The organism is Nostoc sphaeroides (genome assembly GCF_003443655.1).
Taxonomy (GTDB): Bacteria; Cyanobacteriota; Cyanobacteriia; order Cyanobacteriales; family Nostocaceae; genus Nostoc; species Nostoc sphaeroides.
Map to the genome: position 1 here is coordinate 4,299,202 of NZ_CP031941.1, position 13,657 is coordinate 4,312,858.

At 41.7% G+C, this 13,657-nt stretch carries 13 protein-coding genes; 7 read left to right on the forward strand and 6 right to left on the reverse strand.

Features of this window, described 5'->3' with window-relative positions:
* Nucleotides 1–76: 76 nt before the first annotated feature.
* Nucleotides 77–337 (reverse strand): hypothetical protein, encoded by a 261-nt coding sequence (locus tag D1367_RS19105; RefSeq protein ID WP_118167792.1) that lies wholly within the window; start codon nucleotides 335–337, stop codon nucleotides 77–79.
* A gap of 80 nt (nucleotides 338–417) precedes the next feature.
* A complete protein-coding gene (gene sufR, locus D1367_RS19110) occupies nucleotides 418–1,101 on the reverse strand; it encodes an iron-sulfur cluster biosynthesis transcriptional regulator SufR (protein ID WP_181984887.1) in 684 nt (227 codons plus the stop codon).
* Between the two features lie 241 nt (nucleotides 1,102–1,342).
* Here sufR and sufB point away from each other — a divergent pair, with 241 nt between their 5' ends.
* The 6 genes from sufB (at nucleotide 1,343) to D1367_RS19140 (ending at nucleotide 7,937) form a co-directional block, all read left to right on the forward strand.
* The gene (gene sufB, locus D1367_RS19115) at nucleotides 1,343–2,782 is read left to right on the forward strand and encodes a Fe-S cluster assembly protein SufB (protein WP_118167794.1); all 1,440 of its coding nucleotides are present in this window, start codon (nucleotides 1,343–1,345) and stop codon (nucleotides 2,780–2,782) included.
* A 106-nt stretch (nucleotides 2,783–2,888) separates the two neighbouring features.
* Entirely contained in the window at nucleotides 2,889–3,680 is a 792-nt protein-coding gene (sufC, locus tag D1367_RS19120) for a Fe-S cluster assembly ATPase SufC (RefSeq protein WP_118167795.1), read from the forward strand.
* A gap of 71 nt (nucleotides 3,681–3,751) precedes the next feature.
* Complete coding sequence (gene sufD / locus D1367_RS19125) at nucleotides 3,752–5,134, forward strand: Fe-S cluster assembly protein SufD (protein ID WP_118167796.1); 1,383 nt, start codon at nucleotides 3,752–3,754, stop codon at nucleotides 5,132–5,134.
* Between the two features lie 57 nt (nucleotides 5,135–5,191).
* The gene (locus D1367_RS19130) at nucleotides 5,192–6,454 is read left to right on the forward strand and encodes a cysteine desulfurase (RefSeq protein ID WP_118167797.1); all 1,263 of its coding nucleotides are present in this window, start codon (nucleotides 5,192–5,194) and stop codon (nucleotides 6,452–6,454) included.
* Nucleotides 6,455–6,557: 103 nt separating this feature from the next.
* Complete coding sequence (locus D1367_RS19135) at nucleotides 6,558–7,157, forward strand: hypothetical protein (RefSeq protein ID WP_118167798.1); 600 nt, start codon at nucleotides 6,558–6,560, stop codon at nucleotides 7,155–7,157.
* Between the two features lie 147 nt (nucleotides 7,158–7,304).
* Entirely contained in the window at nucleotides 7,305–7,937 is a 633-nt protein-coding gene (locus D1367_RS19140) for a Uma2 family endonuclease (RefSeq protein WP_118167799.1), read from the forward strand.
* Nucleotides 7,938–7,982: 45 nt separating this feature from the next.
* Here the strand turns inward: D1367_RS19140 and D1367_RS19145 are convergent, their stop codons facing one another.
* Entirely contained in the window at nucleotides 7,983–9,575 is a 1,593-nt protein-coding gene (locus tag D1367_RS19145; RefSeq protein WP_118167800.1) for a dolichyl-phosphate-mannose--protein mannosyltransferase, read from the reverse strand.
* Nucleotides 9,576–9,653: 78 nt separating this feature from the next.
* Between D1367_RS19145 and D1367_RS19150 the strand changes: the two genes are divergently transcribed.
* Nucleotides 9,654–9,956: a hypothetical protein gene (locus D1367_RS19150; RefSeq protein ID WP_244944952.1), complete on the forward strand. Its 303-nt coding sequence runs from the start codon at nucleotides 9,654–9,656 to the stop codon at nucleotides 9,954–9,956.
* Between the two features lie 144 nt (nucleotides 9,957–10,100).
* Here the strand turns inward: D1367_RS19150 and D1367_RS32295 are convergent, their stop codons facing one another.
* The 3 genes from D1367_RS32295 to D1367_RS19165 form a co-directional block, all read right to left on the reverse strand.
* Complete coding sequence (locus tag D1367_RS32295) at nucleotides 10,101–10,214, reverse strand: GNAT family N-acetyltransferase (RefSeq protein ID WP_244944953.1); 114 nt, start codon at nucleotides 10,212–10,214, stop codon at nucleotides 10,101–10,103.
* Nucleotides 10,215–10,457: 243 nt separating this feature from the next.
* Nucleotides 10,458–12,284, reverse strand: a complete 1,827-nt coding sequence (locus tag D1367_RS19160; protein ID WP_220450962.1) for an alpha-amylase family glycosyl hydrolase — start codon at nucleotides 12,282–12,284, stop codon at nucleotides 10,458–10,460.
* A gap of 89 nt (nucleotides 12,285–12,373) precedes the next feature.
* Nucleotides 12,374–13,630, reverse strand: a complete 1,257-nt coding sequence (locus D1367_RS19165; protein WP_118167801.1) for a cupin domain-containing protein — start codon at nucleotides 13,628–13,630, stop codon at nucleotides 12,374–12,376.
* Nucleotides 13,631–13,657: the final 27 nt, after the last annotated feature.

The window sequence follows — 13,657 nt, forward strand, 5'->3', positions numbered from 1 at the left end:
ATTTTCAAATATAAGCACCTTTTCAAGGTGCTTTTTATTTTTATAAAAAATGCAACGAAAACTTTACTAGCGCCGATCACCATTTCAGATATGAACCTTCAATTCCCTGCTCACGTCGAATTTTGCCATCTTTTTCAAACCAGGCAATTACTTGCTGTGCTGTCAAATCTTCAATAGCAACACTGTACTCTTGGGCAATATGCTTCAAAAGCTTCAGTGATGAAATAGTCAATCTTGTTAAAAACTTTTCTGGGGAAGACAACAACGCCGCATCTACTTTTGCTGACTCTTCTAGGGTTAAAAATTGTGCTGATGGTTGCTGTGGTGGTATGTCCATAAACGCTATCTCAAATTTAGTTGATTATTGGGCATGGGGCATGGGGCATGGGGCATTGGGTGTTAGAAAATGACTAATGACTAATGACGAATTTGTACTAAATAGCCACAACGATGTTCACCATCAATAATCCAGTGGGTGCGTTCTACGGTACAATCTGGTAAGACGGCTGCAAACATTTCTAATTCGTGACCACAGATGCTGGGGAAAGACTCAGCAACGTTGGAAATGGCACAGTTATGCTCCATTAAGATAAAGCGATCGCTCTCAAAGGAGTCATTCACATCAACAGCGTGATACTCCGCCATAAAGCCTTCAGCTTTTCTCAACTCTACTAAGTTGGCTACCCGTTCTCGTAGTGAACCGCTACCGACGCGATCGCGGTATTCTTTGGCTTTGCGCTGCCACTGTTTTTCTAAAATCGATTTAAATTGATCGTGTCCCATCGTTTCGGCTAAGGTGTCTAGCAGCGAAACCGCAAAATTTCCGTGTCCATCACCAAAGCGATCGCTCATTGTTCGATGCAAGCGATCGCGTCCTTGACGACTCAGTTCATAAAGATGTTGCGGACGCCCCATCCCCGCCGCCTGCACTGATGTCGAATACAAAACTAGCTCCTCCGTCTCCAAATCTTTGAGATGGCGACGAATAGCTTGGGGGGTAACGTCTAAAACTTCAGCTAGCTCTAAAGCCGTTGCTTTTTCGTGTTTGTGCAGATACTCAAGGATATCTTGCTTGGTTGAGGATTGGTGGGTAGTCGCCATCTTCATGTGGTGCGAGACGTTCAGCGAACATCACAAAATTTTTTTTGAAAATTTGACTTTGACAACATTGTTGTTGTTAATTTAGCGTAAAATGAAGATAGATTAAACAACATAGCTGTTGTTTTACTCTCCACCACTATTCTAGCAGCCGTGTAACCATTCCGTAACGGGAGATGGGAATCGGTTAGCCGCAATCCGCCTCCCATCCTAAAAGAGTTCCGAACACGAGAGATTATTACTGATGAGTGCCACTGTCAAAACCTTAGTCAACCAACCCTACAAGTACGGCTTTATTACAGATATTGAAGCCGACACTATTCCGCGTGGACTAGACGAGGACGTTATCCGCTTGATCTCTTCTAAGAAGAATGAGCCACAGTTTATGCTGGACTTTCGCCTCAGAGCTTATCGCCAGTGGCAAAAAATGACGGAACCAACTTGGCCGAATGTCAAGTATCCGCCTATAAATTATCAGGATATCATTTACTATTCAGCGCCAAAACGCAAGAAAGAAAAACTAAACAGCTTGGATGAAGTTGATCCAACCCTTTTAGAAACCTTCGAGAAGTTAGGCATTTCTCTATCTGAACAGAAACGGCTGGCTAATGTCGCCGTTGATGCAATTTTTGATAGCGTTTCTGTCGCTACTACATTTAAAGAAAAGCTAGCGGAAGATGGCGTTATTTTCTGTTCGTTTTCGGAAGCGTTGCAAGAACACCCAGAACTGATCAAAAAATACTTGGGTAGCGTTGTTCCCATTGCTGACAACTATTTTGCCGCCTTAAACGCCGCCGTATTTAGCGATGGTTCTTTTGTCTATATTCCTAAAGGCGTAAAATGCCCAATGGAACTGTCTACCTACTTCCGCATCAACTCTGGTGATACGGGACAATTTGAGCGGACTTTGATTGTTGCTGAAGAAGGTAGTTATGTTTCTTACCTCGAAGGTTGCACCGCACCGATGTATGATAGCAACCAGTTACACGCCGCAGTTGTGGAACTTGTCGCCCTCGACAATGCCGAAATCAAATACTCCACTGTGCAAAACTGGTACGCTGGCGATGCTAATGGTAAAGGCGGTATTTACAACTTTGTCACCAAGCGCGGTTTGTGTCAGGGCGTAAATTCCAAGATTTCTTGGACTCAAGTAGAAACAGGTTCAGCAATTACTTGGAAGTATCCTAGCTGTGTGTTGGTGGGTGATAACTCTGTGGGTGAGTTTTACTCGGTGGCGCTGACAAATCACCAGCAGCAAGCTGATACGGGTAGTAAGATGATTCATGTTGGTAAGAATACCCGCAGTACAATTATTTCTAAAGGAATCTCGGCAGGTAATTCTAGTAATAGTTACCGGGGTTTGGTGAAAGTCAATCCGACGGCTAAAGGGGCGAGAAATTATTCTCAGTGTGACTCAATGCTGATTGGGGATAATGCCCATGCCAACACTTTCCCTTATATTCAGGTGCAAAATAACGGTGCGAAGGTGGAGCATGAAGCTTCTACTTCTAAGATTGGGGAAGATCAGTTATTTTACTTTGCTCAACGGGGTATTTCTTCGGAAGATGCTATTTCGATGATGATTAGCGGCTTTTGTAAGGATGTTTTTAATCAGCTACCGATGGAGTTTGCTGTGGAAGCTGATAAGTTGTTGAGTTTGAAGTTGGAAGGCAGTGTGGGATAAGTGGAAGGAAGGATAAACACAGGGACATCGGGGTTCTGTGTTTATCTTTTGGAAGAATGACGAACCGCCAAGACGCCAAGAGCGCAGAGAAAGAGAAGGAGAGAAGATGATTATTGAAAATAGTGAAGTTGTGCTGTCGGTACGGAATCTGACGGCTAATGTTGATGGGACACCGATTTTGAAAGGTGTGAATCTGGAGGTGCGATCGGGTGAAATTCATGCGATCATGGGGCCGAATGGTTCTGGTAAGAGTACTTTTTCTAAGGTGTTGGCTGGGCATCCGGCGTATGAGGTGACTGGTGGTGAGGTAATTTTTCAGGGGCAGAATTTGTTGGAGTTGGAGCCGGAGGAACGAGCCAGAAGTGGTGTATTTTTGGCGTTTCAGTATCCGTTAGAAATTCCGGGTGTGAGCAATTTGGATTTCTTGCGGGTGGCGTACAATTCGCGGCGGAAGGCGCAAGGTTTAGAGGAAATAGACGCTTTTGATTTTGACGATTTGATTGAGGAAAAGCTGGATGTCGTGAAGATGAATGCCAGTTTTCTCAGTCGGAGTTTGAATGAAGGGTTTTCTGGTGGTGAGAAGAAGCGGAATGAAATTCTGCAAATGGCGTTGCTAGAACCAAAGTTGGGAATTTTGGATGAAACTGATTCGGGTTTGGATATTGACGCGCTCCGAATTGTGGCGAATGGGGTAAATCAACTGGCAAGTCCAGAAAATTCGACAATTTTGATTACTCACTATCAGCGATTACTTGATTATATTGTGCCTGATTTTGTCCATGTGATGGCACAGGGGCGAATTATTACCAGTGGCGGTAAGGAACTGGCGCTGGAATTAGAGTCTCGCGGTTATGACTGGGTGCTGGAAGAATTTGCAGCTGCTGAGGTGGGTGTGTAATGTTTCAATCCCTGATAGGGATTTTTAATTCCAGCACTACTTAACATTGTAAACCAGTTTACGAGTATCTAATGAGTATTCAAGTATCTCCCAGTCCAATACCTAATTCAAATTTAGTCAGTTTGATATCTCCTTTGTTAGATAAAGATACCTATCTAACTGAATTGTTAAATCAGGTAACTGCACCCAAAACAGAGGGATGGTTGCAGGAATTACGCCAAAGTGCTGCTAATTGGGTACGCCACTCGACTATTCCCACTACCCGCGAGGAAGAATGGCGATTTACTGATTTGTCGTCTCTACGAAAGGTGCAATTTAATGTAGAGACGCGAAATTTCGCGTCTGTCGCGTCTGTAGAATTTGATATTTTGCCAGAAGCAGCTAATAGTCGTTTGGTATTTGTCAACGGCGTTTTTGCGCCGGAGTTATCCGCAGTTTCAAATTTGCCATCTGGAATTGTGGTGAGTAATTTGGCTGGTTTGTCTGCGGTTGAGCAGGAAGGTGTACGGCAGTATTTAGCTCAAGCTGAGGGAGCGCAGGAAGTTTTTACTGCTCTTAATACGGCTGGAATAACTGATGCAGCTGTGGTGTGGGTGAAGAAGAATGTGGTAGTTGAAACGCCTATTCATTTGGTGTTTATTTCGGTTGTGGGTGAGACGGCGATGATTTCGCAGCCGCGTTGTTTGGTGGTGGCGGAAAGTGGTTCGCAGGTAACGTTGGTTGAAGAGTATACGAACCGCCAAGACGCCAAGAGCGCGGAGGACGGAGTTTATTTAACTAACGCGGTTACGGAAGTTTGGGTTGGTGACAATGCTGAGGTGAGTCACACTAGGGTTGAGTGGGAAGGTGCAGAGGCTTTTCATATTGGCAAAACTGCGATCGCACAAGCTCGTGATAGTCGATATACTTGTCATGCCATAACTTTAGGTGCGAAGTTGTCACGGCACAATTTGGAGATTTTGCAAACTGGTGAGCAGACACAAACTACTCTCAATGGTTTGACGATAATTTCTGGTAAGCAGTTGTCTGATACTCACAGTGCGATCGCACTTAACTATCCCCACGGTACAAGTGACCAATTGCATAAATGTATTGTAGGCGATCGCGCTCATGCGGTGTTCAATGGTAAAGTTTTTGTACCCAAACTAGCGCAGTTGACAAATGCAACTCAGTTGAATCGCAATTTGCTACTATCATCTAAAGCCAGAGTTGATACCAAACCCCAATTGGAAATCACTGCGGATAACGTAAAGTGCGCCCACGGTGCTACCGTTAGCCAATTGGAAGATGATGAAATATTCTATCTGCAAAGCCGGGGAATTGATGAAAACGATGCTCGAAAGTTGTTAATTAACGCCTTCGCTGCTGAAGTCATCAACAAAATACCAGTTCCTTCTCTGCGAGAAATCCTTTTAAACACAGTCAATAATCTTAAGTCCCTGACTAATGACTAATGACCATTGTACAGACGCGATTAATCGCGTCTCTACTGAATAATAACTAATCTACCAATGACTTTTACTCCTACCAAAACCCTTGCTGATAAAGTTCGCGCTGACTTCCCGATATTGCATCAGGAAGTCAACGGTAAACCCCTGGTTTATCTTGATAATGCTGCGACATCGCAAAAGCCTTTGTTCGTATTAAATACCCTGCGGGATTATTACGAGCAATATAATGCTAACGTGCATCGAGGTGCCCATTCTCTGAGTGCTAAAGCTACCGATGCTTATGAAGGTGCTAGAGATAAAGTTGCCAAATTCATCAATGCTGCATCGCGTCAGGAAATTGTCTACACCCGCAACGCAAGTGAAGCGATTAACCTAGTCGCTTATAGCTGGGGTATGAACAATTTGCAGCCGGGAGATGAAGTTATTCTGTCGGTAATGGAACACCACAGTAATATTGTGCCTTGGCAATTGGTGGCGCAAAAAACAGGTGCAGTACTGAAATTTGTAGAATTAACACCAGAAGAAACTTTTGATTTTGAGCAGTTTAAAAAGCTGATTTCCGAAAAAACAAAGTTAGTGTCAGTGGTACATATTTCTAATGCTTTGGGTTGCATTAATCCAGTGGAAGAAATTGGTGCGATCGCTCACAAATATGGTGCTAAATTTTTAGTTGATGCTTGCCAAAGTGTTCCCCACTTCCCTGTTGATGTGCAGAAAATAGATTGTGACTGGTTGGTAGCATCTGGTCATAAAATGTGCGCTCCAACTGGCATAGGATTTCTGTATGGCAAGTTGGAATTACTAGAATCAATGCCACCATTTTTTGGCGGTGGTGAGATGATAGCAGAGGTGTATTTAGACCATTCTACCTATGCAGAATTGCCACATAAATTTGAAGCTGGGACACCTGCAATTGGAGAAGCGATCGCACTTGGTGCTGCGATAGATTATCTTAGCAGTATCGGCATGGATAAAATTCACGCCTACGAAGCAGAATTAACCGCTTATTTGTTCCAACAATTAGAGCAAATTCCCCAAATTAGAATTTACGGCCCCAAACCCAATGCAAAAGGTGAAGGGAGAGCCGCTCTCGCGTCGTTCACAGCCGGAGAAGTCCACGCCAACGACTTATCTACATTATTAGATCAAGAAGGCGTTGCCATTCGTTCTGGACACCACTGCACACAACCATTACACCGTTACTTAGGTCTTGCTGCAACCGCACGAGCAAGTCTATCTTTCTACAACACCCGTGAAGAAATTGATATTTTCATCAAAGCACTGAAAGAAACTCTCGACTTTTTTGCAGGTTTCCTTGCTTAAAGTTACAAAATATTCAGATACTAACTGTGCCAAATATCAGCAACATATCTTGCTAATAGTTGGCACAATTTAATTATCTGGATTTTTTACAGGAGCAACTAAAGTGTCATACAGTGACTTTACTTTAGACAGAGTTAGAAAAACCTTTAGCCTAACTATTTCTGATAAAATTGATATATTTGCATCTGTACATGAAGTAGAATGTCCACCATTACTTGCAGAAGTCTTGCGGGAAAATGTACCTTTAGCTCTTGCTAGTAATACGGAAAAATCCCGTTCAGAGATGATTATAGCGCCTATTTTAATTGCTTTAAGAAAATATTTAAATAATCAAATAAGTTTATTTTCTGGCATCGATTTTACCGTTGACTCAGCACAAGGTTTAAATGGAAATTGCGACTTTATTATTAGCCGTTCATCAGAGTTACTAATTCTGAACGCACCAGTTATCACAATTGTAGAAGCTAAAAAAGAAAATATCAATGCCGGATTAGGTCAGTGTGTAGCAGAGATGTTAGCAGCTAAATTATTTAATGAACGTGAGGGTAATAACATTCAGGCAATTTATGGAACTGTCACCACTGGAACTAACTGGAAGTTTTTGAAACTTATTGAGCAACTGATTGAAATTGACTTGAACGAGTATTATATTAATGATATAGGTAAAATTATCGGAATTTTATCTCACATCCTGACAGAATAAGTATTTTAATTAATTCTGGAGGTTTAACAAGTTTTGTGGTAGGTCTAAATACCGTTAGAAATCTTAATTACGAATTACGAATTACGTTCGCGTTCGCGCAGCGTCTCGTAGAGAAGCGGGGCGTAGCCCATTACGAATTATTTTAATATGCTTGTCAAGTCAACGCCTGCGGAACAAAGAACAGTCTTACACAACGTTAGTTGGGAAACCTTTGAAGCCTTGCTGAGAGATACAGGTGAAGATAGAGGTTCTCTGTTTGCTTATGACTGCGGTGTTTTAGAAATCATGACTCCACTTTTGGAACACGAAAATCCTAAAATTCAGTTTGACCGATTGATATTCGCTTTAGCAGTGGAATTAAAAACTAAAATTAGAAGTGCTGGTTCTACAACATTAAAACGTAAAACAATAACAAAGGGAATAGAACCCGATACTTGCTATTATATTCAAAATGAGCCGCTAATTAGAGGTAAACAAGAATTAGATTTAACAACAGATCCAGCACCGGATTTAGCAATTGAAATTGATATTACTAGCAGTGCTGTTAATAAGCTTAATATTTATGCGGCTTTAGGTGTAGCAGAATTATGGAGATATGACGGTGAAGGTTTAAAATTTTATCAGCTAGTAGCAAGTGAATATATTGAAATTAAGTCGAGTATCGCTTTCCCTTTAATTTCTGTTAGTGATATGAATAGATTTATCCAGCAAAGTAAAACTATGGATGAAATTGATTTGGTGCAATCCTTCCGCGCTTGGGTGCAGGGGAAGATAGGTTAAAGTTTACCTAATTGATAAATATAATTACTGGCTTATTTTTTTTAATCAAATCCAAGAGTTGAACCACATTCGCAGCTTATAATCGTGAGGTAAGAGGGGTAAACCCAAATAAATGGGCATCCAGAAAATAAAAGCAACTAGAATGATAAAAGTAATGGTGACACCTAGCGCCCGGAGTTGTTGATAATAACTGCGAAGACACTGATCAACAAACCAAGCGATCGCTAAAAATACAAACACCACTGCACACATATAGTGGTAGATAAAAACGCACCTTGTTACTTTCACCCAAGGTAATAAATTAGCAGCATAATTTATAACTAAATACAAGGCAATCCAAGTATCAACACTAAGAGTTGCAGGCACTGAAAAACGCTTTTCTTTTACCCAAAGAATTACGGGTTGTGACACCAGCATCCCTACTAAAAACAACATGGCAGCAACACCAAACCACCACAAAAATGGATTGCCCATTGCATGGACATCATAAATAACTTGTCCAGCACCAGCAGGCAAAGGCGGGCCCATCACAGGTAAGGGTTCGGTGATACTTTTAGCCGTTTGATAATAATATGCCATTGGTCGAGTCATCAACGGCCATTTGTACCAGGCAGCACAATAAGGATGGACGTTAGAACTATTGCCACCTAGCTGTAAGTGAAACTTCAAAATTTGCTGATGTACTGCAATAAATCCATAAGTTTTATCTAGTTGAAGGTGAGGAATCCAGATGATGCTGTAAATCAAAGCTGGGATAACTCCTAGATAAAACAGGATATGAAAAATGTTTAGCTGAGTTAGGTTTTGTAGTGGTGTCTGAGATGAAACTGATGGGGGTGATGATGAGGATGGGGGAGAATAAGTACTAACTCCTGACTCTTGTACAGACGCGATTAATCGCGTCTCTACTCCTGACTCTTGTGCAGACGCGATTAATCGCGTCTCTACTCCTGCCTCCTTCAATGAAGGGGATATAAAAAGAAGTTTGGAGTTAAGAAAAGAATATATCAAATGGATTACCCAAGCTGCTATCCAAATGAAATAAGCACCTGAGAGGAACCATAAACCGTTCCACTTAGTACCGACTGACGCACCAAAAGCAATGCCAGCAAAAACTAACCAAAAAGAACGTCGCCGATTTTGGTTATCTAATGCTAATAATAAAAACCAGTGTCCTAATAAACCAAAGATGACGATATAAATATTACTTAAAGCATAGCGAGACTCAACTAGAAAAATGCCATCACAAGCTGTGAACAAACCTGCAAGGATTGCAAAGCTACGACGATAACTTAATTGATAAGCGATCGCACCTACAACTAAAGGAATAAATGAGCCAGTAAGGGCATTGAACCACCGATAAGTCCAAGGCGATCGCAATGAACCTGTCAGCCCATTTACCGTATCGTGCCAAAAAGGAATGTGGCTGCCAATCCAAATGCCGATGCCGATCATATATTGACTTAGCGGCGGATGAGCATTAAAAAATGGGGTATGCGTGAGATAATTATTACCAAATTTGGCAAAGTAAACTTCATCAAATACCAGAGTGTTGAATCGCTCCAGCCCCCAAAACCTTAAGGCGAGTGACAAAAGAAATATACTCACCATCCCAATTCGGAACCACTTTTTTGTCATTTGTCATTTGTCATTTGTCATTTGTCATTAGCCATTGGGCATTGGGCATGAGGAATAGGGGATGAGTCTTTAATACTCGTGAATGAGTCTTTAATACTCGCCGATGAGTCTTTGATACTCGTGAATGAGTCTTTGATACTCGTGAATGAGTCTTTGATACTCGTGAACGAGTCTTTGATACTCGGCGATGAGTCTTTAATACTCGGCGATGAGTCTTTAATACTCGGCGACGAGTCTTTGATACTCGGCGACGAGTCTTTGATACTCGGCGACGAGTCTTTGATACTCGGCGATGAGTCTTTGAACTCCACTCCTTTGCCCTCCTACCCTCTGCTGAAGAACTGCTCCCCTGTTCTCCCTCCACTCTTCAGGTGCATCTAGTTGAAACAGGAGTAGTTCAATATTGTAATACTTGTTTGTTCGCCCTATTGGTTTCATACCCAATCGTTCTGTTACACGGATTGAAGCATGATTTTCTGGCTTCACTACGGCATAAATTACTGGCAAGTTCAAAACACTAAATCCTTAATTGAGCATAACTTGCCCTGCTTCTGTTGCATACCCTTTACCCCAAGAAGCTCGCCTCAAGTGCCAGCCTACCTCATAATCTTGAGTGGGTAAACCATCTTTGTCGGGCAATTGTTTGAGAAGGATAGTTCCTACAATTAAAATTAGCTTATGTTTGCAGCGCGATTACCACTTGCAGGTATGGTCTACTCATGGCAAGGTAGTCAATCTATTCCCCTACCAATGCTAATGCGTGATTGATCACGCGGCCACAGCATTAGGAACAATAATTGATGGGCTCTTTTCTCTTAACCGACACTAGTTTTTGACCCTCTAACTTTCCCAAGAGGGTTATTATGCAACGCCCCCAAACCCTTACTGGGAAAATATAAGGCCACTATAAGCACCAATTCCTACATTACCTGCAAAAGTTAATCCATCTGTATCTCCCCAAATTGCTCTCCCTGCGGTGGTATTGTAGCCTGGAAAATTGCCAAAATCTGGGCTAAAACCTTGCCAATCACTATTAAAGCGAACATACCAAGTTCCAGGGCTAGGAAAACCGATAGTATAGCTGTCGTAATTGCGATCGCTAAAATTAAGCACTACAATCACATCATCTCCACGACCACCATTTTCCCAACGATGGAAAGCAATAAGTTTATCGTTATTGTTAATGTGAAAAACATTCACATTTTGCCCACGCAGCCCACGAGTGTTGTTAAACCAGTTGCGGCGTAAGCGAATTAGAGATTGATAAAGATCCCAAATCCCCTTGAATCGATCTTTTTTACTCCAATCCAAGGGAGTATTATCTGCCCAGCTGCCCCATTCTAAAAACTCCTGTCCCTGAAAAATCATAGGAATCCCTGGAGTTGTAAACAGTAACACAGCCCCCAAAGTTGATCTCTTTCTAGCAAACCAACTATCGGCATTACCTCGCCAAATTTCTTCAGGAAGTCGATAATGGTCAGGTCTTTCTTGAGGATTCAAAGAACGAGCCACTTCATCGTGGGATTCGGTGTAAATTACCCTCTCAAACGCATCAGTTCCATAGCGATGATAAATAACATCTCGGATTGCAAACATATTGCGGTCTCGATCATTAGGAGTTATTAACGTATCCCTGACTGGACGCACAAACTCTTGAGACCACTGGGTATCAAAGCCAGCACCACCTGCGCCTGTATCTTTGGTAATCCATTCATTGTTTCTTATATCTTCGGCAATTGTAATTTTCCAAGGCTGTCGAGCATTAATCTCGTTGTTAATCCACTGAATTAAACTCCAGCCTTCAGCTATATCATTACTAGGGTCATTATTATTGCCGAAAATATTACGGATAAAGGCAGTTGCATCAAAGCGTAAACCATCGCAACGGCATTCTTCTAACCACATCAAAGCATTGTCACGTATATATTGGCGTACTTCTCCACGACCGTAATCGGGTCGGGTATTTCCCCAAGGAGTCCTGTCTCGGTCATCATTATAAAAGTAAATACCTCCTTTATTATTTTGATTCCAACTAGTAAATCGCCACATATCTAGGTCACGGGGGCCAAAGTGGTTATAAACCACATCAACAATGACGGCAATGCCAAAATTATGAACAGTTTGGACAAAATCCTTAAAGTCTGAAGGTGTACCAAACACACTCTCGATCGCAAAAGGATGAGATGGATTGTATCCCCAAGATAAATCACCAGGAAACTCTGCTGCTGGCATCACATGAATCGCGTTTATCCCTAGAGCTTGCAAATCTGGTAGTTTAGCCTTGATACTGCGAAAGGTTCCTAAACCTGGATCAATATCATCATTAAAAGTACCTACGTGCATTTCGTAGATGATTAATTCGTTCCATGCTGGCATGGAGAAGTTGGTAGATGTCCAATTAAAGTTGAGGTCAACAATAATTGAATTACCTACTGAACTGGTAACATCTCTTGCATACGGGTCATTCTTGTAAACTGAGTTAGTTCCTTCATGGATCACAAACTTATATTGTTGCCCTACAGATGCAACAGTTACCTCAGTAGACCAGAATCCATTATTTTCTGAATCTAACGGGTGTGCTGTGGGAGACCAACTGTTAAATTCACCTGCAACGCTAACACCATCAACATTAGGGACCCAAACACGAAATGACACACCACTTCCACTAGCAAAGGGAATTGCTCCCATACCAGACTGAGAAGAAACCATGTTGACTCAATTCCTTTTTTGAAAAAATCTATATCTGCCAAAGATATTTCCAAGTTCAGTTTCCCTGAATTATCTTAGGCGGTGAGCAATTAATCGTATCCACCAAACATAAATAGGGAAATATCTTCATCTGTGGCATTCATCAGACCATGTAAATTTCCCCCTTTCAGCATTGCTAAACTACCCGACTTTAAAGTACGAATTTCAAAACACCGTTCCCGTGTTGGTAACTTACACCAGTCTCCGACAACCATATAGCCCCGCCCAGACATCATCAAAAAAATCTCTTGATTATCGCGGTGACGATGTAAACCAATGCCACATTCTGGTTTGAGAATATGCAAATCCATGTAGTCAACGGCCATAAATTCCTCTCGCCGTTTCCCTTCCATCACCTTCTTGCCAAAAGCATCCAGATTCCACCACTCTAGTTGTCTTGCAAGTTCGCCACTACCTTTAAAATCAAAGTAGTTTGACATCAGGTTACGAAATTCTAAAAAGCCAAAACCACCATGTGGGTTAGGACTAATGCCGACCTGTAAATATTGATCCCAGCCTCGCTGGATCATATTGAATTCGTAATGATAATTAGCTCCATTTTGAGAATCCCAGATTGTTTGTGGGAAATTTGCCCAACATAACTCTATATGAAGCGGTAAAATCGGGTGCATCGAACTTGTTGGTGCAATTTGGCGCATATCCTGATTGGCAACCACATCACGGCTAAAATCATTGAGGCTACCATGTATTAAATCAGTGCGAATTTGCAATTCTCCCCGATCAATTGCTGCTCGACCTTTGCTATCGAGTAAATCACGTAGATTGTTACCTGTATAGCCCCAAAATTCTACCTCATAGCGATCGCTTCTTTCGTTATAAGGCACTGTGATTAGTGAGGAAGTTGCTACCGCACCCACTTTAATCCACAACTTAATTGTGTCGCCTAATTTATGATTGGTGGCTTGAGAAAGTTTAGAGTCGGGGCCACCTCGATAGGAAACCCGCAGAAAAGGAAAAGTTATATTATTGGCTATAATCCAACCACGAATCAAATGAGTATCAGTGGTACGAAAGTCGCGGATATTTTGCTTTTGAAAATCATTCTTATCATCCTGAGTTGTTGGGTCTACATTATTAGTTTCAGCAGGGCTACTGGGGTTATAAAGCTGTAAATAATTATAGGGAAAAAGATATTGTAAAGTGTCATGAAGATAGTATTCACGTTCCGCAGCCAGTTGAGCCTGCTGTATTAAACTCATGACTCTCAACAGAGGATTATTATTTCTATAATCTGGTTTTGTGTTTGGCTCAACACGAAATACTTGGTCAGAATGGACGATAAACATAGCTTATGTAGTAGTAAAAAACTTGGT